25 protein-coding genes are annotated in these 24,065 nt (G+C 39.9%); 1 reads left to right on the top strand and 24 read right to left on the bottom strand.

Features of this window, described 5'->3' with window-relative positions:
- On the top strand, nt 1-1,701 hold the full coding sequence (gene ggt / locus B4Z90_RS06080; protein WP_070561629.1) for a gamma-glutamyltransferase: 1,701 nt from the start codon (nt 1-3) through the stop codon (nt 1,699-1,701).
- Between the two features lie 69 nt (nt 1,702-1,770).
- Here the strand turns inward: ggt and groL are convergent, their stop codons facing one another.
- The 24 genes from groL to B4Z90_RS05960 all read right to left on the bottom strand — a co-directional run bounded on the left by groL (nt 1,771) and on the right by B4Z90_RS05960 (nt 23,956).
- Nucleotides 1,771-3,408: a chaperonin GroEL gene (gene groL, locus B4Z90_RS06075; RefSeq protein ID WP_070561631.1), complete on the bottom strand. Its 1,638-nt coding sequence runs from the start codon at nt 3,406-3,408 to the stop codon at nt 1,771-1,773.
- A 163-nt stretch (nt 3,409-3,571) separates the two neighbouring features.
- Complete coding sequence (locus tag B4Z90_RS06070) at nt 3,572-3,847, bottom strand: co-chaperone GroES (protein WP_028070710.1); 276 nt, start codon at nt 3,845-3,847, stop codon at nt 3,572-3,574.
- 302 nt (nt 3,848-4,149) lie between these two features.
- Nucleotides 4,150-4,563 (bottom strand): preprotein translocase subunit SecG, encoded by a 414-nt coding sequence (gene secG / locus B4Z90_RS06065; RefSeq protein ID WP_070561633.1) that lies wholly within the window; start codon nt 4,561-4,563, stop codon nt 4,150-4,152.
- A 12-nt stretch (nt 4,564-4,575) separates the two neighbouring features.
- Complete coding sequence (locus tag B4Z90_RS06060; protein WP_070561635.1) at nt 4,576-5,646, bottom strand: hypothetical protein; 1,071 nt, start codon at nt 5,644-5,646, stop codon at nt 4,576-4,578.
- 13 nt (nt 5,647-5,659) lie between these two features.
- Complete coding sequence (locus B4Z90_RS06055) at nt 5,660-6,175, bottom strand: LptE family protein (protein ID WP_070561637.1); 516 nt, start codon at nt 6,173-6,175, stop codon at nt 5,660-5,662.
- Nucleotides 6,176-6,184: 9 nt separating this feature from the next.
- Nucleotides 6,185-7,459: a sigma-54 interaction domain-containing protein gene (locus B4Z90_RS06050; RefSeq protein ID WP_070561639.1), complete on the bottom strand. Its 1,275-nt coding sequence runs from the start codon at nt 7,457-7,459 to the stop codon at nt 6,185-6,187.
- Between the two features lie 36 nt (nt 7,460-7,495).
- Entirely contained in the window at nt 7,496-8,932 is a 1,437-nt protein-coding gene (miaB, locus tag B4Z90_RS06045) for a tRNA (N6-isopentenyl adenosine(37)-C2)-methylthiotransferase MiaB (protein ID WP_112373961.1), read from the bottom strand.
- 314 nt (nt 8,933-9,246) lie between these two features.
- Entirely contained in the window at nt 9,247-9,936 is a 690-nt protein-coding gene (locus B4Z90_RS06040) for an OmpA family protein (RefSeq protein ID WP_172462318.1), read from the bottom strand.
- Between the two features lie 211 nt (nt 9,937-10,147).
- Nucleotides 10,148-10,900 carry a hypothetical protein gene (locus tag B4Z90_RS06035; protein WP_070561645.1) on the bottom strand — a complete coding sequence of 251 codons (753 nt, stop codon included), beginning with the start codon at nt 10,898-10,900 and terminating at the stop codon, nt 10,148-10,150.
- A gap of 205 nt (nt 10,901-11,105) precedes the next feature.
- Nucleotides 11,106-11,504 carry a hypothetical protein gene (locus B4Z90_RS06030; RefSeq protein WP_112373963.1) on the bottom strand — a complete coding sequence of 133 codons (399 nt, stop codon included), beginning with the start codon at nt 11,502-11,504 and terminating at the stop codon, nt 11,106-11,108.
- 11 nt (nt 11,505-11,515) lie between these two features.
- Nucleotides 11,516-12,925 (bottom strand): 23S rRNA (uracil(1939)-C(5))-methyltransferase RlmD, encoded by a 1,410-nt coding sequence (rlmD, locus tag B4Z90_RS06025; protein WP_070561796.1) that lies wholly within the window; start codon nt 12,923-12,925, stop codon nt 11,516-11,518.
- Between the two features lie 424 nt (nt 12,926-13,349).
- Nucleotides 13,350-13,925 carry a TetR/AcrR family transcriptional regulator gene (locus tag B4Z90_RS06020; RefSeq protein ID WP_046674798.1) on the bottom strand — a complete coding sequence of 192 codons (576 nt, stop codon included), beginning with the start codon at nt 13,923-13,925 and terminating at the stop codon, nt 13,350-13,352.
- Between the two features lie 125 nt (nt 13,926-14,050).
- A complete protein-coding gene (pheS, locus tag B4Z90_RS06015) occupies nt 14,051-15,091 on the bottom strand; it encodes a phenylalanine--tRNA ligase subunit alpha (RefSeq protein WP_145327223.1) in 1,041 nt (346 codons plus the stop codon).
- A 239-nt stretch (nt 15,092-15,330) separates the two neighbouring features.
- Entirely contained in the window at nt 15,331-15,789 is a 459-nt protein-coding gene (locus B4Z90_RS06010; RefSeq protein ID WP_046674796.1) for a single-stranded DNA-binding protein, read from the bottom strand.
- Nucleotides 15,790-15,808: 19 nt separating this feature from the next.
- Nucleotides 15,809-16,858 carry an A/G-specific adenine glycosylase gene (mutY, locus tag B4Z90_RS06005; RefSeq protein ID WP_075990810.1) on the bottom strand — a complete coding sequence of 350 codons (1,050 nt, stop codon included), beginning with the start codon at nt 16,856-16,858 and terminating at the stop codon, nt 15,809-15,811.
- Between the two features lie 42 nt (nt 16,859-16,900).
- Nucleotides 16,901-17,383 (bottom strand): urease accessory protein UreE, encoded by a 483-nt coding sequence (locus B4Z90_RS06000; protein ID WP_120333064.1) that lies wholly within the window; start codon nt 17,381-17,383, stop codon nt 16,901-16,903.
- A complete protein-coding gene (locus B4Z90_RS05995; RefSeq protein ID WP_145327227.1) occupies nt 17,376-18,317 on the bottom strand; it encodes an urease accessory protein UreD in 942 nt (313 codons plus the stop codon). The genes B4Z90_RS06000 and B4Z90_RS05995 overlap by 8 nt, the downstream gene beginning before the upstream one ends.
- Nucleotides 18,318-18,329: 12 nt before the next feature.
- Nucleotides 18,330-18,950 carry an urease accessory protein UreG gene (gene ureG, locus B4Z90_RS05990; RefSeq protein WP_088160017.1) on the bottom strand — a complete coding sequence of 207 codons (621 nt, stop codon included), beginning with the start codon at nt 18,948-18,950 and terminating at the stop codon, nt 18,330-18,332.
- 18 nt (nt 18,951-18,968) lie between these two features.
- The gene (locus B4Z90_RS05985; RefSeq protein WP_145327228.1) at nt 18,969-19,655 is read right to left on the bottom strand and encodes an urease accessory protein UreF; all 687 of its coding nucleotides are present in this window, start codon (nt 19,653-19,655) and stop codon (nt 18,969-18,971) included.
- A gap of 23 nt (nt 19,656-19,678) precedes the next feature.
- Entirely contained in the window at nt 19,679-20,173 is a 495-nt protein-coding gene (locus B4Z90_RS05980; protein WP_145327231.1) for an urease accessory protein UreE, read from the bottom strand.
- Between the two features lie 10 nt (nt 20,174-20,183).
- Nucleotides 20,184-22,034, bottom strand: a complete 1,851-nt coding sequence (gene ureC / locus B4Z90_RS05975) for an urease subunit alpha (protein ID WP_075990805.1) — start codon at nt 22,032-22,034, stop codon at nt 20,184-20,186.
- Between the two features lie 2 nt (nt 22,035-22,036).
- Nucleotides 22,037-22,408, bottom strand: a complete 372-nt coding sequence (ureB, locus tag B4Z90_RS05970) for an urease subunit beta (protein ID WP_075990804.1) — start codon at nt 22,406-22,408, stop codon at nt 22,037-22,039.
- A gap of 15 nt (nt 22,409-22,423) precedes the next feature.
- The gene (gene ureA, locus B4Z90_RS05965) at nt 22,424-22,726 is read right to left on the bottom strand and encodes an urease subunit gamma (protein WP_205399999.1); all 303 of its coding nucleotides are present in this window, start codon (nt 22,724-22,726) and stop codon (nt 22,424-22,426) included.
- Nucleotides 22,727-22,765: 39 nt separating this feature from the next.
- Nucleotides 22,766-23,956, bottom strand: a complete 1,191-nt coding sequence (locus B4Z90_RS05960; protein ID WP_286801589.1) for a porin — start codon at nt 23,954-23,956, stop codon at nt 22,766-22,768.
- Between the last annotated feature and the right edge of the window lie 109 nt (nt 23,957-24,065).

The following is a 24,065-nucleotide window of genomic DNA, read 5'->3' as shown; positions in this document are numbered from 1 at the left end:
ATGTATAAATTCATAACCTATTCGCTCATAGCAAGCATATGCTTTGCCTCTTGTGCGACAAGACAGCAGCTAAATACTAAGGTTGAGCAGGCCAGTACTTTTAATAAGGCTGCCGTTGTCACAGCACATCCTTTGGCTTCAGAAGTCGGGGTAAAGATTTTAAAACAAGGTGGGAATGCAATAGATGCTGCAGTTGCCGTACAATTTGCTCTTGCAGTTGTTTATCCCAATGCAGGAAATATTGGCGGCGGTGGCTTTATGCTCTACCGCGATCATCGGGGTAATTTAGATGCCTTAGATTTTCGTGAGAAGGCTCCCCTAAAAGCATCCCGGGATATGTATCTCGATGCCCAAGGCAATGTTATTCCGGAGTTGAGCCTTTATAGTCAATTGGCCTCTGGTATCCCTGGATCTGTTGCTGGTATGTGGGAAGCCCACAGAAAGTACGGCAAATTACAATGGAAAGATCTCGTACTCCCAGCAATACAGCTAGCCAGAACAGGGTTTAAAATCAGTCAACGACAAGCCAATGAGTTTGAAAGCCATAAAGAGCGTTTTGTCAAACTGAATCCCGCTGGTGCTGCAATTATCAAAACCACAGTTTGGCGAGCAGGTGATCTATTTATCCAGGAGGAACTTGCAAAAACACTGGAAAGAATCGCAATCGAAGGCCGAGACGGTTTCTATAAAGGTAAAACGGCCGATTTAATTGTTGCCGAAATGGACAAAGGGAAAGGCATTATTAATCATCAAGATCTACTGGATTATCAGGCACTTTGGCGTACCCCAATTTCCACAAATTATAGGGGCCACAAAGTTATTTCCATGCCACCACCTTCGAGTGGGGGAACATCTCTTTTAGCCCTGCTCAAATCAGTCGAACAGTTTCCACTTCAACGCTGGGGCTTCCAAACCGATTCAACCATTCGTGTTATGGTCGAAGCTGAACGCTATGTATATGCCAATCGGGCTAAATATTTAGGAGATCCTGATTTTATTAAGGTACCTGTCGAACAGCTTATTGACTCAAGCTCAAATGCGCATAAACTCCATTCAGTCAATTTCCATAAAGCGACATCAAGCAAAGATGTCAATGCAGATGTCATTCCGGGTTATGAAAGTGAACAAACGACGCATTTCAATATTGTAGACGAGCAAGGGAATGCAGTATCCATTACAACAACACTTAATGATTCTTATGGCTCAGGAGTATTTGTGGAGGGCGCAGGTTTTCTCCTAAATAATGAAATGGACGATTTCTCCGTAAAGACCGGTATCCCAAACATGTATGGGCTTACTGGGGAAAAAGCGAACGAGATTCAGCCCGGCAAAAGGATGCTCAGCTCCATGACACCCACTATTGTAGAAAAAGATGGCAAACTATTTATGGTTGTAGGAACCCCTGGAGGATCAACTATCATTACCTCTGTTTTTCAGACCATCCTCAACGTTATTGACTTCCGACAAAATGCCCAATCAGCTGTAAGCCTGCCAAGATTTCATCATCAATGGCTTCCTGATCGTATTGACGTTGAAAATAACGCAATCGATGTCAATCTACGTGATCGATTGACAAAAGATGGCTATACGATAAATCCGAGAGGGACAATCGGTCGTGTGGAGAATATACTTGTATTACCAAATGGTAAATTACAGACAGGAGCCGACCCGCGTGGAGACGATACGGCAAAAGGCTATTAAAGAACAAAAAGAAAGGCTCATTTGGAATTCCAAATGAGCCTTTCTTTTTTATTTAGAAATGGGATGATCTTACATCATTCCACCCATACCGCCACCCATTGGAGGAGCACCAGCACCTACAGGGTTTTCTTCAGCTTCGTCAGCCAATACACACTCTGTAGTTAATAACATTGAAGCAACTGAAGCTGCATTTTCCAATGCTACACGAGATACTTTAGTTGGATCAATTACACCAGCAGCGATTAAGTTTTCGTAACGGTCTGTACGTGCATTGTAACCGAAATCTGCAGTTCCTTCTTTCACTTTTTGAACGATTACTGCGCCTTCGATACCAGCGTTATTACAGATCTGACGTAATGGCTCTTCGATAGCGCGTTTGATGATGTCAATACCGATTTGCTCATCTTCGTTGTCACCTTTAAGGTTTACCAAAGCTTCAGTTGAGCGAATGAAGGCAACACCACCACCAGCGATAATACCTTCTTCAACAGCTGCACGAGTTGCGTGTAAAGCATCATCAACACGGTCTTTTTTCTCTTTCATTTCAACCTCAGTAGTTGCACCGACATATAACACGGCTACACCACCTGACAATTTTGCTAAACGTTCTTGTAGTTTTTCGCGATCGTAGTCAGAAGTTGTTGTTTCGATTTGTGAACGGATTTGAGCAACACGTGCTTTAATATCCTCTACATTACCAGAACCATTGATAATCGTTGTGTTATCTTTGTCAACTTGAACTTTTTCAGCTTGACCTAAGTAAGATAACTCAGCATTTTCTAATTTGAAACCTCTTTCTTCAGAGATAACAGTACCACCAGTTAAGATAGCGATATCTTCTAACATTGCTTTACGACGGTCACCGAAACCTGGAGCTTTAACAGCCGCAACTTTCAACGAACCACGGATTTTATTAACAACTAATGTTGCCAATGCCTCACCATCTAAGTCTTCAGCAATGATTAATAATGGTTTACCAGTTTGAACTTGTTTCTCCAAGATAGGCAACAATTCTTTCATGTTGCTGATTTTCTTGTCGTAGATCAAAATGTATGGATTATCTAATTCCGCTTCCATTTTGTCAGAGTTGGTCACAAAATATGGAGACAAATAACCACGGTCAAATTGCATACCTTCTACAGTTTTTACTTCTGTTTCAGTACCTTTTGCCTCTTCAACAGTGATAACACCGTCGTTACCTACTTTTTCCATTGCTTGAGCAATCAAAGCACCAATTACTTCGTCGTTGTTTGCAGAAATAGTAGCAACTTGTTTAATTTTATTATTGTCTTGACCAACTTCTTGAGATTGAGATTTCAAGTTAGCAACAACAGTTGCAACAGCTTTGTCAATACCACGTTTTAGATCCATTGGATTAGCTCCAGCAGCCACAGATTTGATACCTGGAGCAACGATTGCTTGTGCCAATACAGTAGCAGTAGTCGTACCGTCACCAGCTTGATCTGCTGTTTTAGAAGCTACTTCTTTTACCATTTGTGCACCCATATTTTCTAAAGCGTCTTTCAATTCGATTTCTTTCGCTACCGAAACACCATCTTTAGTAATTACTGGAGCACCAAATTTTTTCTCAATAATTACGTTACGTCCTTTAGGACCCAATGTTACTTTAACTGCATTCGCTAAAGTATCTACACCTTTTTTAAGGGCCTCGCGAGCCTCAACGTTATATTTTACTTGTTTTGCCATTTTTATATGAGTATTTAGTATTTCTAAGAAGTGTAATTCGAGTTTAAATTAAACCGTAAACCGATTTATTTTTTACACGTCCAATTTTACAGCTTCACTAAAATAACCTATTGAATTTTTAATTGAGCCAGTAAGCTCGTTTTAAATAAACTGTTCCTATTAATTAGATAACCGCGTAAATATCAGACTCACGCATAATTAAGTACTCTTTTCCTTCGTAAGTAATTTCAGTACCTGCGTATTTTCCGTATAATACTTTGTCACCAACTTTCACAGTTAACGGTTCGTCAACTTTACCTGTACCTACAGCAACTACTGTACCTTGAGATGGTTTTTCTTTTGCTGTATCGGGGATATACAACCCTGAAGCTGTTTTTTCTTCTGCTGGAGCAGCTTCTACTACTACTCTGTCTCCGATAGGTTTGATACTTAATGCCATAATTAATTTACTTTTTATCTGTTATTGAATTTATTTTAATGTTATAATCGCTATAAACACATCATCTTTTATGCCAATTGTAATTAAGACAGCTTATAAGACAATTTTTCACAGAAAAGTTAATATCTCCATCGACAAAAATTCATTTTGCTGTCACACTGTCATTCCCAGTCTGTCAGTCTTACTTCCTTCGACAGACAGACTAATAAATTTATCGCTACATACCTGTCTTAAACAAAATATCGAACATAAAAAAGCCCCGTCTGTACAAACAAACGGGGCTCATCATTTTTTACTGACAACTATTTCTTAGCTTCTTCTGCTGGTTTTGTTGTCGGTGTAGCCGCTGGAGCCTTTTCTTGCGATTGAGCCGGAGCAGCTTGCCCTTGTCCCGCCGGAGCGCCAACAGGTTGTTGTCCAGTACCCAAGTTCAATGGACCTTGTTGTTTAGGCGCTTCGATTTGACCCCCCAATCCACCTTTAGATGTACTTGGAGACGTACCAATAACATTTACACCTAAGCTAAATACCATAATGGCAATAACCATGATCCAGGTACCTTTTTCCAAAAAGTCACCTGTACGTTTTACTCCCATAAGATTCGTTCCACCTGAAAAACCAGATGACAAACCTCCTCCTTTTGGATTTTGGATTAAAACCAAAAACGCCAAAATAATACTAGCTAATATGATTAGACCGATTAATAATCCTTGCATCTCTTTATGTTATTAATTTAATTTCTTTTCTAATTCTGTTATGCGTGCCGCAAAGTAAGCATTTTTTTCTGGATATTTCAAAACTAATTTTTTGTAAACATCTATTGCTTTTGGATATAAGCCCTGTTCCACATAGATCTTTGCAAGTGTTTCGGTAACAAGTGAATGCTGATCTTCCGAACTTTTTCTAGCTTTATTCTCCAAGTCTAACTTTTCTGCTTGCAGGGGCTGAATCATAGGTTCTTCACGAATAAATTTTTCGATTACCTCGTCTGTTTTACGCGGTATTTGAAAAGAGATTGTCGTTTTAACCTCATCACTTAACTTTGCTTCAGGCGATTGTAAATGAAAGATATTTTCCCGGATCTGTTGATCGAGTAGCTGATTATCCAGCTTCTCATGAATTTTAGCAATATCGTCATTCGAGGGCGTCATTGGGCGTAATGGAGATTTTACATAGGGCTGATAGGTATCAGCATATTCTAATCTCGTCTTATGCAACCACCACAAGAAACTGTAGGGCATGGTATCATCATCATAGACCGAAACACGCTCCTGACCATCATCCATTGTATTGGCAACAGCTTCCGCTACAACAGGTGCTACTAATGCAGGTTCCTCTGAATCGACACTATTTTCTTGCTGCTGATCGTTTGACCGAAAATAATCTTTTGCAACCCCGGCTTGAATCAAACGATCCAATTCATCAACCTCAATCTTGGATAAAACTGGTTCAGCTACCGTTTCACGCTCAGCTTCAATTTCGATAGTCCCATCATCGTCGCGAAGTGCTCCATCCACTGGAATTTCATCTGACGGCATGAATACATCAGGCTCTGTCGTTGGTTTACAATGCATAAATTCATACAACCAACTCGGAGAAGATGCATAGAGCAAAGTAGACGATAAATTCTGAACTGAACTATGCTTGCCAAAAACTTTGCGTTCATAGATAAATCGCAGGCTTTGGGCATAAGGGTATTTTTCAATCAATGCTAAAACAACATCTTCCGCCACAGTGTCGGGATGATTGATTGCTTGAAAAAAAAGCTCGTTATTGGATAATGATATATTAAGATTCATCTTGGAAATAGAATTACCAATTAGCAAACGCTTTATTGTATATATCCTCAGTTAGCATTTGAATAATTTCTTTACCCAAGGTCTCTTCTTGTGCACTCTGAAGATTACCTGCAAACTCTTTAAATCGCGTAAAAGGCTGTTCAAAATCATCCTTCGGATTAATTTTATTATGATAACTAACCTTGATTGTAATCGTCAACCTATTCATCGCTGCACGATCTGTCCCAGCTTCAACAGCTGCAGGACTTATCGAATACTCTGTAATAAATCCCTCAAAGGTAGCATCACCGTCTTGATTCACCTGACTCAATCGAGATTGGTTACGGATACGTTCTTTCAGTGCCTCCGTAAAATTCTGACTTAAGGTTGGATAAACCAAAGGAGCTATATTTTCGAAATATTGAATATTAACTGTTTTCATTCCCTCAGGAATGGATCCACCAGTAAATCCATATTTTACCCCACAACTATTCATTACAAACAAAAAGATTGTGGTGAGAAAAGCATATAAAATTTTTCTTGACAACATCTGTAAACCTTAATCTAAATTTAAGTCTTTAATTTTTCTGTACAAAGTTCTTTCAGAAATCCCCAACTCTTGCGCAGCAGCTTTACGTTTACCTCGGTGCTTTTTCAGCGCTTTTTTAATCAGATCAGACTCTTTATCAACAAGCGATAAAGATTCCTCAACTTCTTGAGCATCCTGCAGGTATTCATCCTGTGCAACAGGACTTTTTAATACGTTTGTTGTATTTGCTGGAGAATGTATGGTGAGCGTTGGGGTTGTATTATAATTTTCTGGTTCTGCTTTCAATTGTGGTTCAATCTCCTGGTATAACTGATTAATGTAAGGGGAATTTTGATCAAATGTGCTCGAATCGACACCTTTCTGAATTAATTCAACCACCAGTTTTTTCAGATCAACCATATCCTTCTTCATATCAAATAAGACCTTATACAGCAAATCTCTTTCGGAGAAATCCTCTTTTCCACCATTATTTGAAGGAACTACCGCTGGCAAACTCGTTCGGGATTCATTGGGCAGATAATTTTGAAGTGTATAGGCATCGACAACGCGTTCTTTCTCCAAAACTGCAATTTGCTCCGCAACATTTTTCAGTTGACGCACGTTTCCGGGCCAGCTATAGTTGCGCAGCATATTTTGTGCATCTTCTGTCAATTGAACCCCAGGTGTACGGTATTTCTCAGAAAAATCTACAATAAACTTGCGAAATAATAAGTTGATATCTTCAGGTCTTTCACGTAATGACGGTACACGCAACGGTACAGTATTCAGACGATAATAAAGATCTTCGCGAAATTTACCTTTTTGTACAGCTTCAAATACATTCACATTTGTCGCAGCAACCACACGTACATTTGTCTTCTGTACCTTGGATGACCCTACCCGTATATACTCACCTGACTCCAATACACGTAATAATCTTGCTTGCGTACCCAAAGGCAACTCACCTACTTCATCCAAAAAGATTGTTCCACCGTCAACGACCTCAAAATATCCCTTTCTGGCTTCATGGGCACCTGTAAAGGAACCCTTTTCGTGACCAAATAACTCAGAGTCAATGGTCCCCTCTGGTATAGCTCCACAATTGACCGCAATAAAAGGGCCATGCTTACGTGAGCTTAATTGATGGATAATATGCGAAAAAACCTCTTTACCACTCCCACTTTCACCTTGTATTAGTACGGAGATATCAGTTGGAGCCACTTGTCGTGCAATATCAATAGCACGATTCAACAAAGGCGAATTACCAATAATTCCAAATCTATTCTTTATATCTTGGTTATCCATAAATTTCCAGTTGGAAATAAAACAATCTAAGTTTTCTTAATCAACAATCTTTCCCAATAATGTCGCAGAGGTACATGACTCGATAAGTACATTCACATAATCGCCTTGTTTAAATCGAGGATCAATTGGAAATACCACCAATGCATTTTGATCATTACGGCCACAGAAATCAAACTCAGATCTTTTCGAAAATCCCTCAACAAGCACTTTACAAACTTTGCCAATAAAATGTTGATAACGGTATAAACTATGATCGCGCTGTTTATTGATCACTTCTGTCAAACGACGTTTTTTAACATCTTCAGGAATATCATCTGCGTATCTTTTTGCCGCCAATGTACCTGGTCTTTCTGAATAAGCAAACATATAGGCGAAATCGTATTTGACATAATCCATCATAGACAATGTTTCTTGATGCTCCTCTTCTGTTTCAGTACAGAAACCTGTAATAACATCTGTGGAAATAGCACAATCCGGAATAATACGACGGATGGCATCGACACGCTCCATATACCATTCACGGTCATAGGTACGGTTCATTAATTCCAATACTCTAGAGTTCCCTGATTGAACTGGCAAGTGAATATAATTACAGATGTTTTCATGCGAAGCGATTGCATATAAAACTTCATCTGTAATATCTTTTGGATGGGAAGTAGAAAAGCGAATACGTAAAAGCGGGCTGATTTCAGCAACCATTGTAAGCAAGCTAGCAAATGTTATGGTTTCACCCGGTTCCTCCCCTTCAGCTACTGGAGCAGTATATTTATACGAATCCACATTTTGTCCCAACAACGTAACCTCCTTATATCCGGCATTGAAAAGATCTTGGGCTTCCTTCACGATAGATTGTGGATCACGACTACGTTCACGTCCACGTGTAAAAGGAACAACACAAAAAGAACACATATTGTCGCAACCGCGCATAATCGAAATAAAAGCTGTCACACCGTTCGAGTTTAAACGGACAGGATTAATATCGGCATACGTTTCCTCCCGAGATAATAAAACGTTTACACCTTTAGCTCCATCGTCAACTTTATCAATCAAATTTGGTAGATCGCGATAAGCATCTGGCCCCACCACGACATCCACCAACTTTTCTTCTTCTAAAAATTTCGATTTCAAACGCTCCGCCATACAGCCCAGCACACCAACGATCATTCCGGGATTTTTTGCTTTAGCAGCTTCAAATTCCTTTAGACGATTGCGTACCCGCTGTTCTGCATTTTCGCGGATTGAACAGGTATTAATAAAAACCACATCAGCTTCCTGATAATTCTTGGTTGTTTCAAATCCCTTATCCAACAAAATAGAAGCAACAATCTCACTATCCGAAAAATTCATCTGGCAACCGTAACTTTCAATATACAGTTTGCGTCCATTACTTAAAATCGGATCCTGTTCTAATAATAATGCCTCACCCTGACGAGATTCGTCGTGTTCCTTAGTGGTATGTGTTAAATCTAGCATAGCTCGATATTCAATAGAATATAATTTTTATTATTTTCGATGGAATAACTAACGCAAATACTCATCTTTTGCTGATCTGATTTCAAGCCCTTAGTTATTTCAAAGACTACAAAGTTAGAAATTTAAATCCATATAATGACAGTTTGTCAGACAGAAATATGGTTTATACTTTGTCAAATTTTAGGCGTAAATGGGCCGTATAAAAATTCGGACGGCTGTATTCCACAAAAAAAGCGCTGAATTTATCAGCGCTTTTTCTATGATTCGCAATCAAGTCAAACAGACTCCGAAAAGACCAAAGTCCTGAATCAGATTTATTGACCTGCTTGTTGTTTTGCTTCTTTCTTCATTTGATCACCTGCCACAATCACGATTTCAACACGACGATTTTGAGCACGTCCTGCTTCCGTATCGTTACTTGCAATTGGCTCAGAGAAGTTTCTACCTTCAGTTCTAATACGCGAAGACGCTAAGCCTTTAGATACCGCAAATGCACGTACAGAATTTGCGCGGTCCAAAGACACTTTTTCATTCGCAGCCAACGTACCTACATTATCTGTATGTCCGATAACCAGGATTTCAGTACCTTGTTCTTTGTTCAAGGTTGTTACCAAATTTGCGATATTATCTTTAGCTGACGCTTTTAAATCTGATTTATTGAAATCGAATAAAATACCTGAATCAAACTTAACCACGATTCCTTCCGCAGATTGTGTAACTTCCGCGCCTTCAACAGTTTTAGAAATCTCAGCGGCTTGCTTATCCATTTTTTTACCGATCAATACACCTGCAGCACCACCAATGGCAGCACCAGCCAAAGTACCTATTGCCGTATTACCAGCTTTACCTCCGATCAATGCACCCAATGCACCACCGGCAACACCACCGATTACGCCGCCTTTAGTTGTATTATTTGTATTTTGGATGGTAGAACAACTTCCAAATAACATAGCTGAGGTTGCAACTGTCAAACCTAATACAGCCAATTTTCTATTCATTTTCATATGTATGCTATCTAAGACTTTTAATATTCAAATTAAATACCGTTCTACTAAAATCAAACAAAGTGCCAAAAGATATTTTTATCAACTTTTTTGTTACAAAACACGACAAAAGGCGCTTAAAACTTCCGAAAATGACGTTGATACGCTACAAAATTTTAAATCACCTTTTCCGACCTTACAATCAGCTAACAGTAACAAAAGCAAAATGTTTTTATTTTTCTTGAGTCTTTACTTCAATATCAGGTAAAAGAGCCCCTTTAGGCCTTCCCTTGGCATTAAAGTCGTCCATAGACTGCTGTACGTAATGCATTAGATCGTACTGTCCCCAATGCTCAGCAAGATCAAACGATGGACGATAGCGTATCATAAAAGCATCTAATTCTGTACTATCCAGTTTCGTCAGGTTTTTAACAGCCTCCCGAGAAAAAATACGATCAACTTGCAACTCATCCTTCTCCCTATCCATAAAACGCCCAAAGCGTTTGGCGTTCTTGGCTTCCCGTCCAAAAAGATTATAAAGCGCTGTTGCCGGGCTACCCAGATAGGTCCCGAACTTATTTTTACCCCCATTATAAACGCCCTTTTTAGCGTAATTACTCATGGCATCATTTAATTCGGCCTCCTTTGTTTTTCGTTCAACGATGACAGTCTCCAATCGGATCCCTTCTTGCAACTCCACATAAAACTCGTTCAGGTTGGTCAGCACAGTTTTAACCGGTGAATACCCAACTTTTGTAAAAGACAAGGAATCTCCTACCGATGCATCAATCGTAAAAACACCAAAAGAGTTACTCAACGTAGACCTGTGTGTACGCATATTAAGCACCACAGCATCTCCAATGCGATTACCGTTACCTTTTTGCAGCACCATCCCCGAAACCTTCTGCAACTGTTGCGCAGTAGCACCGAAATAGGTGAATAACAGTAAAAAAAGCCCTAATATATGTATCTGTATTATTTTCATCCTAATATTTCTCTTCAATTACCCCAATTGGTTTCAGTGCGATTGTGATTCTCAACAATTTTATTGGGTCAAACATTTATTTCCGCAAGAACAGTTTATAATTTATTTCAATTTATTAATTCCCTGTTACACCTAACCTACTTTGCTAAAAGTAGTAATAGTTTGACACTTGTACTGTTAAAAAAGTTTAAATATTCTTTGTTGATCACTTGTATGGATAAAAAACAAAATTAGCGCCTTCAGCAACGACAACAAATAAGCACATATAGTCTTTCGCAGGTTTATAGTTCTGAATAAAAGAAGCCTTACGATCTTCTTGAATAATATCCATTTCTACAAACTCTTCCAATGTAGAGGCATTTATACTCCATTTCGTTTCCAATTCTTTACGATCCAATATCAGTTCACCAACAGAAACTTCATGCTGATGTGCAACAAAAATAGGATAGTCAGAATAACCTTCTTCAACAATCTCCTGCGCTACCTCACGGATTGATTCACTATAAAAATCGAGATCTACCTGCAAACTCTTCAATGGACTTTGCGCTGTAGACGCTGCATTTTCTTCTCTTGCAGATCCTGCAAATAAATCTTCTACTTCCATATGGTATCCTATTACTTCTTTAACTCCAATAAAACGACATTCTCAACGTGTTGCGTATGCGGAAACATATCTACCGGCTTGATCCGCTTCACCTCATATTTTTCGCCTAACAACACCAAATCGCGGGCCTGTGTAGCAGCATTACAACTGACATATACAATACGCGGCGATTCCATTTCTAACAAACGCGCTACAACGTCAGCGTGCATTCCTGCACGTGGTGGATCGGTAATAACCACATCCGGTTTACCGTGTTCGGCGATAAAGGAAGGGGTCAACACATCTTTCATATCACCGGCGTAAAACTTTGTATTCGTGATATCATTGATCGACGAATTCACTTTAGCGTCCTCAATGGCAGTGGGAACATACTCTACACCCACAACTTCTCTTGCCTTCTTAGCGACAAAGTTTGCAATTGTACCTGCTCCTGTATACAAATCATACACCAGCTCATCCCCCTTTAAATTGGCAAAGTCACGTGTGATTTTATACAGCTCATACGCTTGTGCAGAGTTTGTTTGATAGAACGACTTAGGCCCCACTTTGTAACGCAAGCCCTCCATCTCCTCATAGATAAAGTCACGACCTGCATATACATGAATATCCTGGTCGAAGATTGTATCATTGCGTTTCTGGTTTACGATATATAACAGGGAAGCGACTTGAGGAAACTTTTCTTTAACAAATTCCATCAACAACTCAACCTGTCCTTCTTCAGGATATGCAAACACAACGATCACCATCATCTCCCCGGTAGACGAGATACGGATAATCAAATTGCGCAATACACCGGTGTGTTCACGCAGATCGTAGAACGTCATACCTTGACTAAGCGCAAAATCACGAATGCTGTTGCGAACTTCATTTGACGGATCTTCTTGCAAAAAACAATGATCAATATCTAAAATCTTATCAAAACGCCCTGGCACGTGAAAACCTAGCGCATTCATTTCCAATTGGGACGCATCTTCATCAACTGAAGTCAACCATTTTTTGTTGGAAAATGTATATTCTAATTTATTTCTATAGTATTCCGTTTGCGCAGAGCCCAAGATACTTTCCATCGCTGAAGTATCCACTTTCCCAATACGCGATAGGGCATTATCGACAGATTGTTGCTTGAATTTTAATTGAGCATCATAGGTCATATGCTGCCATTTACATCCACCACACACACCGAAATGTTCACAAAACGGATCTACGCGATAAGATGAAGCCTCTTTTAAACTGGTTACCCGAGCTTCCGCAAAATTCTTTTTCTTGCGCATAAGCTCCACGTCAACAACATCACCGGGAACAGCTTTTTCTACAAACAAAACCAAATCTTCGGTTTTTCCAACACCTCTACCCTCTTCGGCAATATCAATGATGGCAATATCTTTCAAGAACTTTTTCTCTTGCGGAATTCTTCTACTCATAGGGTGCAAAAATACAAATTTATACCGATTTTTCATCTGCATAAATGATTTATAGCCATTGATTATCACTGGCATAAACGAGTACCTGACGGGTATGATAAGTTTCAAGCGAATAAAATACGGGGATCAGATTCGGACATTGTTCGTACCTTATTCGGATGCGATACAGATTGTGTACCAATACTGACCAGATTCTGACCTGACTCTGAACAGGAATTATCTGTTCCGAGTCAGGTCAATAATAGTTGCAAGAGTGTTCATCTCCGAAGGTGGTACGAACACAATACGAAGACAACCCGGCAACAGCATGAACGTTGCAGAGCATCATAAAAAAGTGAGCATGCAAAAAAGATAAGATGTAAACCTTTTTCAGGAATGGACATAACGTCGCGAATTAGAAAGGGATGCGCGCGTTATAACAACTTTACTGAACTGTTGCCTGAACAAGATAAGGAAGGATTTCTTTCTGAAACGAAATAAAGTTTTTCCGCACATCGGCATCTGAGACAGCCGTAAAAGCAAAAGAAAACACAATACTTTTACTGGACTTGATCAAAAAGGTTAGCTTCTCTTCGCTAATCGCTTCATTTATCTTTTCATTCTGAATGAATGTACTTAAGAGCAGAAACTCCAAATCTTCAGACAGCGTTTTTAAATATTCTTGGGCGTTTGCAGATTCCCGGATAAATTCCCAGCCGATCAATTCATTGCAAGCCGTATAGGTCAGTCGGCTTACCCGCAATATTGTAGACGCCAAAAACGAAGCCATATCATCTTCATATTTGGTTGTTTTCAAAATATCCTGCAGACTCGCACGAAGATAATCCATGAGAATGGCATGCAGGATCATTTCTTTACTATCAAAATACTTGTACACTGTCGCCTTCGCAATCTTAGCTTTTTTTGCCAATGTGTTCACACTGGTTTTATGATAGCCATTTTGACGAAAGAGCTCACGTGCTGTTCTTTTTATGGATTCAATAATATAATCTGGTTCCATATACGTTAGATCGTACGAATGTTGAAAGTCATCTACAAAGCCTAAAGACCAAAAAGCATCACATTGTTCTCTTGCCTAGTTATCGTAGAGAATAATGTGATGCCACAATCTTTACAATGAATAATTTATATTAATTCAGTCTCAAATTGAGACAAGAAACGTGTGTCATTTTCTGAGAAAAGACGTAAGTCTTTAATCACATATTTAAGGTTTGTGATACGTTCTATTCCCATACCAAAAGCAAAACCAGAATACTTTTTACTATCGATACCACAGTTATCAAGCACGTTAGGATCGACCATACCGCAACCTAAAATTTCTACCCAGCCAGAGTACTTACACAAGTTACACCCTGCCCCCTTGCAGATTGTACAGGAGATATCCATTTCGGCCGAAGGTTCAGTGAAAGGAAAATAGGACGGACGGAAACGCACTTTGGTACCTTCACCATACATCTCTTGAACAAAATGATATAACGTTTGTTTCAAATCGGCAAAAGAAACATTTTCGTCTACATATAAACCTTCTACCTGATGAAAGAAACAGTGCGCACGGGCTGATATAGCTTCATTTCTATAAACACGTCCAGGCATTATCGCACGAAATGGCGGTTTACCGGCTTCCATTAAACGCACCTGAACCGAAGAGGTGTGCGTTCTCAATGTAATGTCATTACCTTCTTGTTTTTTGATAAAGAAAGTATCTTGCATATCACGCGCAGGATGTTCCGGCGGAAAATTTAGTGCGGAGAAATTATGCCAATCATCTTCAATTTCCGGTCCTTCTGATACAATAAAGCCTAATTTCTTGAAAATTTCAACAATTTCTTTACGAACTAAAGAGATGGGATGTCTAGACCCCAGCTGAAAACCTTGACCAGGCAATGTTAAATCACTCGCAAATTCCTGTGATTTTTGCTTCTCACCAGACCCGAACTTTTCTTGTGCTTCTTTGAATGTATTTTCTGCGAACTGCTTAAATTCATTCAACACTTTTCCCAAAGTACGTTTCTCTTCAGGCGTAACTGTTTTGAATTCATCAAAAAGATTTTTCACAATCCCTTTGGAAACCAAAAACTTCAATCTGAAATTTTCTACATCGGCTGAAGAAGCTGGCGCAAATGCCTTAATCTCTTCAGTATACTGCGTAATTCTATCTTGCAACATAATTAGAGCAAACATAGCCAAAATTTCCGCTAAAAAGAAATTTTGAACTTCGACTGAGCATCATAAAAGAACACATAGCAGAAACAGCCTACTCGCTTGGGAGAAGGTAATCAGAATTCCACACCCAAAACGCTAATAAAACAAAAGAGCAGGCCTAGTTGCCTGCTCTTTTGTTTTTTGATGATTTTACTATATTTACTATACATGTAAAGTTTTTACATAATCTCAAATTCTTCAGCTTAAAATGGTAATGGATTATCCTCCTGATCATTCTCCGTAAAATCGACCTCCACTTCCTTATCTTCGACTTTTTGCGCCTGCGTGTTTGCTGTATTACCAGCACTTACACCCGCATTCGGCTCAAAATCCGATTTACGACCTAAAAGCGTAAAGGTTTCAGCGACAACCTCAGTAGCATATCGTCTAATACCTTCCTTATCCTCATAAGTACGAGTCCGCAGTCGACCTTCAATATAAACTAACTTCCCCTTTGTTAGATATTTTACAGCGACGTCAGCCAGACCTCGCCACATAACAATATTGTGCCATTCGGTTTGTTCTACTCTTTTTCCGTCTTTGTTATACGTTTCTGATGTTGCCAATGGAAAACTGGCAACAGAGACATTGCCTTCTAAATAGCGAATTTCGGGATCTTTTCCAAGATGTCCCACTAAAATGACTTTGTTAACTCCTGACATAATTTAAAAGCATAAATGGTTAAAAATTTGATCTTTCCAAAAAGGTAAAGATCAACTTGTGTTTAGCTAATTTATCTAAATCTTTTAGAAATACATAATCCCAATTGGATTTTTTTTGAATTAGATCGCCTTTTAACCGCACCTCAAAAAATGTCGCATAAATATTTTGATGACTCAAGATATGTTTTGTCTGCTGCTGTAAAACATGTAGTTCTGCATCGGAACCGAAACAGGAAATAAACCACTCATCGCTAACAACATCCGGAATTGACAAGCTGTAATTAGACTCCAAAAGTGGAAACTCATATAGATTCTGCCAAACGTCACCTTCACCGCGTTTAGACATCAGTATCCGATCGTTGTCCTTCAAGATAAAATAATTAAAGTATCTATTTTTGCTTGCCTTGGCTTTAAGCTTTACGGGCAATTGATCTACCTGGCCTTTAGATAACGCATAACAGGAAGGACGAAACATACAGAATTCACATAAAGGCAGCTTGGGCTTACAATGGGTAGCACCAAAATCCATAATCGCCTGATTATACAATGCCGGGTGTTTATGATCAAGATTTTCTTTGGCTATAGCTGTGAAAATCTTCTTTCCTTCCGTAGAATTGATAGGTGTTTCTATGCCATAGTATCGCGCTAGTACACGAAACACATTTCCATCCAATACTGCCTGGGCTTCATCGTTCGCAAAAGAGGATATCGCCGCAGCAGTATACTCTCCTATTCCAGGAAGCGTTATTAATGTTTGATAATCTACCGGAAAAACACCCTGATACCGATCGCGAACTATTCGCGCGGCCTTATGCATATTCCGTCCTCTAGAATAGTAACCCAGACCTTGCCAAAGATGGAGAATATCATCTTCTTCTGCATTCGCAAATTCCACAACATTCTTAAATCGCTCGACAAAACGTACATAATAGGGCAAGCCTTGTTCGACACGAGTCTGTTGCAGAATAATTTCAGAAAGCCATATTTTGTAGGCATCTTTTGTTTCTCGCCATGGTAGATCTCGCTTATGCTGTCGATACCATGCTTGCAATTCCTCGCCAAATTTCATAGCGACAAAAATGCGCAATTTTTCGCTAATACCAGCATTCCATCATTCGAGGATAGGTCTACGAATGTAGGTAATCTGTTCATCAGGTTCTAAAATCGTATTTTCCAATGTGATAAAGCCTTTGTATTTTTCTTTTAGCGCCTGATAGAGACGTCCATCATAAGAAACAGCAAATCGCCCATCTGCTTTGAGATAAACCGGCAAATGTCGATTGCCCACGTCGAAGCAGAACTCGCCCACAACAGATAGATTCTGACTATCCAACAATACACAAAGACAAGGTAAAATGTTGACCTGGATGAATAAATCACCACGATGATAAATACACTGTCCTGAACGCAGTGCGCTGCCATCATCACGCTGTATACGCACCAGATTACCCTTTCTTGTTTTCCGCTGGATAACGCGCTTATTTACTTCATAATAGGAAAGATCCAAAATATCTGAATCGCGGCCCAGCTTCAATTTGTCAAAATCAGGGATAACATCAATCCATATCTCGTCATGCTGGCTCCCCTTATGCATAGTTAGTTCCTTCCACCACTACAGCATCCACCAACTCCCGCTTACTTTTTCGACGAGGTTTTCTGTGTTCAATGACGGTGATTTCCCCCGTCTTCGATTTCTCATCTTCCGTTATCGCTTCGACGGCTGTATCTTCCTTCCTTTCAGAAAACTTATGTTGTGTAAAATCCCAACACAATTGCCCCAACATATGTAAAAAGTCGTAAAGCAACTCTCCATCAGTCCCCAAAGCACGTAGGATAACCACATCTTTTGAAGCCTGCGTAAAGCCATAAGAGATATCATTGTATTCAACAGTTAAGATTTCATCCAATTCATATTTTAATTCTTGCGCAAAAAGAGCCGAGAACACAAAAGTTGCCTGATGGGTATATCCCTCAAAAAATAACATCTTCTGTATCGGTTGACTTTTGGGACGCAAAAGCTGATTGTCAATAAAGGACAGTTTACCTTGTCTAAAAATCTTGGTTTGCGTATGGAGACTATCAAACTCAAATGCTTCTTTCATGTGAATTCTTCCAACACTAATAATGTCACCCCACATCAAAACTGCATCTTCAGCCAAGTGAATATGATTGCTTGCCTTAAAAATAGAATCCTTAAACGGCGTTACTGGGTGTGGAATGTAATGAAACAAGCCACCGGCCCCAACATGCACGTCCGTATGTTGTCTTGCGCCAGTTTTCATAGGATGAAGCTTATTGAAGGACTGTGTAAAAAGTTTCAATTGTGCATCTTTTTTCACATGAACATCAATGTGCAAATAATCCGTATCCATAATACCAGGCGATGCACTCATGATGATCATTTCCAAATGATTGGTCAATCCTGCCGCGCCATAATGCGTTAGTTTATAAGGTGCATTATGATAACTCTCCTTCAATCTACTTCTGCCGTCCTCTTTGGCAACATTTAATACGATTTTGCTATCCATATACGATAAATTTTAACCTACGGGCTCCAACAAAGCATACTTTTTGATCCATGATTTCACATCTTCCAAACCTTCTAAAGTCATTAAGTTTGTAAAAATAAATGGTCTTTCACCGCGCATGCGGATTGTATCCTGGCGCATAACTTCCAAGTCGGCATTTACATAAGGGGCAAGGTCTATTTTATTGATCAACAACAAATCCGAGCGCGTAATACCTGGCCCACCTTTACGTGGCATTTTCTCGCCTTCAGCAACATCGAGAACAAATATGGTCAAATCGGCTAGATCCGGACTAAAAGTCGCCGTCAGGTTATCACCTCCACTTTCAACAAAAATCAGTTCCACATCCTCAAAACGATTCGCTAATTCTTCTACAGCTTCAATATTCATCGAAGCATCTTCACGGATTGCCGTATGCGGACAGCCCCCTGTTTCAACACCAATAATACGTTCAGCGGGCAGAGCCGAATTCTGTTGTAGATACATAGCGTCCTCACGCGTATAAATATCATTTGTTACAACACAGATACTATAATCTGCCGACATCGAACGTGTCAACCGTTCAATAAGTGCCGTCTTGCCAGAGCCCACAGGACCAGCAACACCAATTTTCACGTAATTTCTCTTAGACATCTTTTATTTCAGTTATTTTTACGAAATGTAAATTCTCGTGTATAATTTTTCATGTTGCATGCATCGAATATCCTGAGCGATACAACAATTTCCGATCAGATCATCATCCAGTTCGGGCTGTAATCCGACCAATTTATTAATCAAGGGCTGTAGTTTAAACAAAATCTGCTGTGCATCCATTTGGCTAATTGGAACCAGTTTGGCACAATTCGTCATAATACCATTCAAAGAATTATAATAAAAAGCACTCAGTGCGTCTGAATAACTAATTTCCTGCGCATGGGCAAACATGGCAAATGCCATTGCATAGTGACCATGCTGTTCTTGCGCATTTATCGCCTTTAGATAAGCCGAACAACGCTTGACCGGTTTTAATTTTTCTGTCAATTTTAAAAACCGTATTCCCAATTTCTTACTGGCATCCCGAATCTCATAAGGAGCTTTGAAAGCGGTTATCAATGCATCCAGTTCAGCGATCTTTTTCCTGGTTGCTCTTGATTCACATAATTGCCAAGCTTTATGAAAAAAAGCGGCATCGTTGTAATAGAAACTATGCTCCAATAAAGTCTGTGCATATTCTTTTGCAGTTTTAGCATCATGTACAATCTCTTTATTGATATAAGTTTCCAAACCATAGGAATGTGTGAAGCCTCCAATCGGGAATACAGAGTCGTTAATCTGCATTAATGTCAACAATGGATTCATATGTAATCGTTATTAATTAAGTATTAGAGCCCCTTGGCCAAGGTAATTTTGTGCTGGACTACGGCATACTGATGTATGCGTAACGTATGTGTTCTTTCTATCACCCGTAACTCTTTCGTCGGTGTAAAACCCGCCCTTTCTAAGGTTTCCCAAAGGGGATTTTCATAGGCTGCAATAATTTCATGTGCAGCGTTGATGAAAACAGGGATATGTTTGTTGCCAATTTCGAGACATATCCGAGCCATATCCAAGAGGTTTTTAGGACGTACAACAAGGCAAGGACAGGGCAATATTCGAACAGCAATGCGCAGTTCCGTTGTTTCGAACAAAATATCACCGTCAAACAAGGATTCCGTTCCTAAATTTTTAAAGCCTATTTCTCGACCTTCAACAGTGAACCCTCGGATAATACGTCTTTCCGTATCAAACCATTCGAGTTCCAAAAAATCAAGTTCAACACTGTTCTGATCTGTGCTATCGGCCCAAATATTCCCCTTAATGTCTCTTGCTAACAACATAAATAACCAATTAGAATAAGAAGTACCGTTGAGCCATTGGAAGTTCCTTCAATGGTTCACAGGTCGCCAACACACCATCGACTGTTACTTCATAGGTTTCTGGATTAACGACGATATTTGGTGTTGCATGATTATGGACCATATCTTTTTTCATCACCGTACGACATCCCTCCACAGGCAGACATTTACGCGACAAATTCAATTTTTGAATATTTCCGTTCTCCAAAGAAATTTTCGAAACGAAATTGAAGCATAGTTTTGAAACTGCTTTACCATAATTTCCAAACATTGGCCGATAAATGATTGGCTGTGGTGTCGGAATTGACGCATTGGCATCCCCCATTTTAGCGCCCAAAATCATACCGCCTTTGATGATCAACTCAGGTTTTACACCAAACAATTCTGGTTTCCAAAGGATCAAATCTGCATACTTCCCTTTTTCAATCGAACCAATATATTGGTCAATACCATGTGCTTTAGCAGGGTTGATTGTAAATTTAGACACATAACGTTTGACACGGAAGTTATCATTTTCTTTCCCTTGATCTTCAGCTAAAGGGCCGCGTTGGATTTTCATCTTATGGGCGGTTTGGAATGTACGGGAAATGACCTCTCCCACACGTCCCATCGCTTGGCTATCCGAACTCATAATTGAAAATACGCCCATATCTTGCAAAATATCCTCGGCAGCAATTGTCTGTGGACGGATACGTGAATCAGCAAATGCCACATCTTCTTTCACATTTTTATCCAAGTGATGGCAGACCATCAGCATGTCCAAGTGTTCTTCAGCAGTATTTACCGTAAAAGGTTTTGTTGGATTGGTAGATGCAGGGAGGATATTGGGATACATGGCGATCTTAATAATATCCGGAGCGTGTCCACCGCCAGCTCCCTCCGTGTGGAAAGTATGGATTACACGACCATCTATCGCAGCAACAGTATCTTCCAAGAAACCGGCCTCATTCAGTGTGTCGGTATGGATCGCAACTTGTACATCGTATTTATCAGCAACTTTCAATGCCGCATCAATTGTTGCCGGAGTCGCTCCCCAATCTTCATGGATTTTCACGCCCAGTGCACCAGCTTCAATTTGTTCTTCGATAGGTTTAGTGGTCGACACGTTACCTTTTCCGAAAAAACCAACATTGATAGGAAGGTTTTCAAACGCTTCAAACATACGCTCGATATACCACTTTCCTGAAGTCACTGTCGTTGCCAGTGTTCCATCTGCTGGTCCCGCACCGCCACCAATAAAAGTAGTTACACCAGAATATAGCGCTGTTTCAATCTGTTGCGGCGAGATAAAGTGAATGTGCGTATCAATACCGCCTGCAGTTAGGATATAGCCCGCTCCCCCATGCACTTCCGTAGAAGCACCGATGATCATCCCCTCGGTTACACCATCCTGTACATCTGGGTTTCCAGCTTTACCAATACCTACAATTTTACCATCCTTAATACCGATATCGCCTTTTACAATACCCCAGTGGTCAATGATAATGACATTAGTGATACAAAAATCCAACACCCCCTCATCACGCAAGGCACGAGCCGATTGCCCCATACCATCGCGAATAGTTTTACCGCCACCAAATTTGTTCTCTTCTCCATAAACATTGAAATCTTTTTCAATTTCAATAAAAAGCTCTGTATCTGCCAGACGAACCTTATCTCCAGTGGTCGGTCCAAAAAGAGCCGCATATTTGTCTCTCGGTATATAAAGTTCCCCATCAACATATTTTACAGATGATTTATCTAAACCTAGTTTATCTAAACCAAGCGCATGTAGACCAACAGTAGTACCCAAAGTGGTGAGCCCTACGACTTTAATCCATTCGCGTCTATTCCATCCTCCCATATTTACTTAGATTGTCTGAATTTCAATTTTTTCATTTTATCAATGGCTTTGGTTTTCACCGATTGATCTGTATACTTCCCATTTGTCAATCCATTAAAACCATGGATTTCCTTACTTCCGCCAAATTCAACCAAAACAACCGATTTTTGTTCCCCTGGTTCAAAACGAACAGCGGTGCTGGCTGGAATATTCAAGCGCATCCCAAACGCTTTCTCCCTGTCGAAGGAAAGCAACTTGTTCGCTTCAAAGAAATGATAGTGTGAACCCACCTGAATCGGTCGATCACCTTCATTTTTCACAACAATGCTTGTGGTTCTGTGCCCAACATTAGCTTTGATTTCCTCTTTTTTTAAAATGTATTCTCCTGGAATCATATCATTCAATATTTATTAACGAATAGGATCATGGACAGTCACCAATTTAGTTCCGTCCGGAAAAGTAACTTCGATCTGTACATCATGGATCATCTCGGGGACTCCTTCCATGACTTGGTTCCTCTTCAATAAGGTAGTACCATAAGACATTAAGTCCGCCACAGACCTTCCGTCCCTAGCCTCCTCCATAATCTGGGCACTGATGTAAGCGATACACTCTGGATAATTTAATTTTACCCCGCGTTTCAATCGCTTAGCCGCCAATTCGCCGGCCAAATGCAACAACAGCTTTTCTGTTTCTCTCGGTGTTAAACGCATAAAAAAAAATAATTATTTGTTAATTTGTTAAAGGAATTATTATAAAACTGGAATGGTAAAATATGCCCCAAAGGCTAAGCGGTTGTACTGACTCTTGGCCATATCCATATAGCCCTTATAGTTTACGGTGTTACCAAGGTAACCTAAATAAAACCGAAGATCCTGGTTGTGAAACGGCTTATGTTGCAAAGCCGCAAAATAGGTCCAGTTTTGGCGAAAATTCTTACCGAGTTGGTTATCATCTCTCGATCCCGCGATCTCATACCCACCTTTCAAAGCCACCTCCCATTTTTTACTCAAAAATTGATCATAGCGCAATATGGCAGAGCTGTAGTTCACATCTTTGGCCAATACACGGTTCGCGCCAGTTCTACCATAAAATTCGTTGATCGCGGAAGATGCAATCATCGCATGATCAACAGCAAGATAAGAGTACTGTAAATCAAGATATAGCATCTGTTTTGCTGTTTTGAATTTATTCGCTAATGAAACGGCATGATTAGTATGTCCCTTTGCAAACTGAGAGATGTTGTAAGACCATTTCGTATTAAAACGCTTATCCATAAATGCCCCCACCCAAGTGAAATAGGCTCCCATTGGTACACTAGAGCGTTCCAAATCACCTACAGCAAAACCATTTTTTGCATGAAGCTCCATAAAACTATCATTGGTCGTGTTGTAAACTTGGGCATGTAACGAATGATTCGGATTGACTTCATAGGATAACATTCCACCGACAACAAAGAGATTCAATATGCGGTCGACATAGTCTGTGAACTTATATTCGTAAATTGGGTTATTTTCAAATTCATAACTCCCGACCATCGCACTTTGCTTACCGGCCGTAACGGACCATTTGAGATCCTTGCCAAACTTGTACTTGATCAATGCCATGTCCAATGCACGCGAGCCATTATCCTGACTCGTTGGAGCAAATGACCTATTCAAACGAAAACGCACTTTATACGACAGTCTATCATTGTATTCGCCGCTCATCAAAATACGGGCATCATCAAGGTTTGCTTTTGCTTGAGACTCCCCCTCCCCATTGTCCGTTTGCAGACCTGCTCTTAACAGGACATCCAATTGAAATGATTTTGCTCGCGCGGGTTCTTTCAGTAACAAGCTGCTTCTTTGCGCCTGAACAGAGTCCGTTTGGATCTGCTCTTGCGCATGCAATGATGCTATACTAATCCCCAGTGTTGTAAAAAGTGAAAGTGTTTTTTTCATCCTTATATTTTGTTCCTTTATGGTAACGAAGCAATCCCGCGGTTTCAAAACATAATCCGATTCGAAACAACAAGATAGATCCATGAGTTATACTTATCTCTGGTACAAG

The organism is Sphingobacterium sp. UBA5639 (genome assembly GCF_002421245.1).
GTDB lineage: Bacteria > Bacteroidota > Bacteroidia > Sphingobacteriales > Sphingobacteriaceae > Sphingobacterium > Sphingobacterium multivorum.
This window is presented reverse-complemented; position numbering and strand designations above follow the sequence as displayed.

Excerpts from the sequence above, each read along its gene's own strand:
- ggt (WP_070561629.1), top strand. The coding sequence starts at position 1 with ATGTATAAATTCATAACCTATTCGCTCATAGCAAGCATATGCTTTGCC.
- groL (WP_070561631.1), bottom strand. The coding sequence starts at position 3,408 with ATGGCAAAACAAGTAAAATATAACGTTGAGGCTCGCGAGGCCCTTAAA.
- B4Z90_RS06070 (WP_028070710.1), bottom strand. The coding sequence starts at position 3,847 with ATGGCATTAAGTATCAAACCTATCGGAGACAGAGTAGTAGTAGAAGCT.
- secG (WP_070561633.1), bottom strand. The coding sequence starts at position 4,563 with ATGCAAGGATTATTAATCGGTCTAATCATATTAGCTAGTATTATTTTG.
- B4Z90_RS06060 (WP_070561635.1), bottom strand. The coding sequence starts at position 5,646 with ATGAATCTTAATATATCATTATCCAATAACGAGCTTTTTTTTCAAGCA.
- B4Z90_RS06055 (WP_070561637.1), bottom strand. The coding sequence starts at position 6,175 with ATGTTGTCAAGAAAAATTTTATATGCTTTTCTCACCACAATCTTTTTG.
- B4Z90_RS06050 (WP_070561639.1), bottom strand. The coding sequence starts at position 7,459 with ATGGATAACCAAGATATAAAGAATAGATTTGGAATTATTGGTAATTCG.
- miaB (WP_112373961.1), bottom strand. The coding sequence starts at position 8,932 with ATGCTAGATTTAACACATACCACTAAGGAACACGACGAATCTCGTCAG.
- B4Z90_RS06040 (WP_172462318.1), bottom strand. The coding sequence starts at position 9,936 with ATGAAAATGAATAGAAAATTGGCTGTATTAGGTTTGACAGTTGCAACC.
- B4Z90_RS06035 (WP_070561645.1), bottom strand. The coding sequence starts at position 10,900 with ATGAAAATAATACAGATACATATATTAGGGCTTTTTTTACTGTTATTC.
- B4Z90_RS06030 (WP_112373963.1), bottom strand. The coding sequence starts at position 11,504 with ATGGAAGTAGAAGATTTATTTGCAGGATCTGCAAGAGAAGAAAATGCA.
- rlmD (WP_070561796.1), bottom strand. The coding sequence starts at position 12,925 with ATGAGTAGAAGAATTCCGCAAGAGAAAAAGTTCTTGAAAGATATTGCC.
- B4Z90_RS06020 (WP_046674798.1), bottom strand. The coding sequence starts at position 13,925 with ATGGAACCAGATTATATTATTGAATCCATAAAAAGAACAGCACGTGAG.
- pheS (WP_145327223.1), bottom strand. The coding sequence starts at position 15,091 with ATGTTGCAAGATAGAATTACGCAGTATACTGAAGAGATTAAGGCATTT.
- B4Z90_RS06010 (WP_046674796.1), bottom strand. The coding sequence starts at position 15,789 with ATGTCAGGAGTTAACAAAGTCATTTTAGTGGGACATCTTGGAAAAGAT.
- mutY (WP_075990810.1), bottom strand. The coding sequence starts at position 16,858 with ATGAAATTTGGCGAGGAATTGCAAGCATGGTATCGACAGCATAAGCGA.
- B4Z90_RS06000 (WP_120333064.1), bottom strand. The coding sequence starts at position 17,383 with ATGCATAAGGGGAGCCAGCATGACGAGATATGGATTGATGTTATCCCT.
- B4Z90_RS05995 (WP_145327227.1), bottom strand. The coding sequence starts at position 18,317 with ATGGATAGCAAAATCGTATTAAATGTTGCCAAAGAGGACGGCAGAAGT.
- ureG (WP_088160017.1), bottom strand. The coding sequence starts at position 18,950 with ATGTCTAAGAGAAATTACGTGAAAATTGGTGTTGCTGGTCCTGTGGGC.
- B4Z90_RS05985 (WP_145327228.1), bottom strand. The coding sequence starts at position 19,655 with ATGAATCCATTGTTGACATTAATGCAGATTAACGACTCTGTATTCCCG.
- B4Z90_RS05980 (WP_145327231.1), bottom strand. The coding sequence starts at position 20,173 with ATGTTGTTAGCAAGAGACATTAAGGGGAATATTTGGGCCGATAGCACA.
- ureC (WP_075990805.1), bottom strand. The coding sequence starts at position 22,034 with ATGGGAGGATGGAATAGACGCGAATGGATTAAAGTCGTAGGGCTCACC.
- ureB (WP_075990804.1), bottom strand. The coding sequence starts at position 22,408 with ATGATTCCAGGAGAATACATTTTAAAAAAAGAGGAAATCAAAGCTAAT.
- ureA (WP_205399999.1), bottom strand. The coding sequence starts at position 22,726 with ATGCGTTTAACACCGAGAGAAACAGAAAAGCTGTTGTTGCATTTGGCC.
- B4Z90_RS05960 (WP_286801589.1), bottom strand. The coding sequence starts at position 23,956 with ATGAAAAAAACACTTTCACTTTTTACAACACTGGGGATTAGTATAGCA.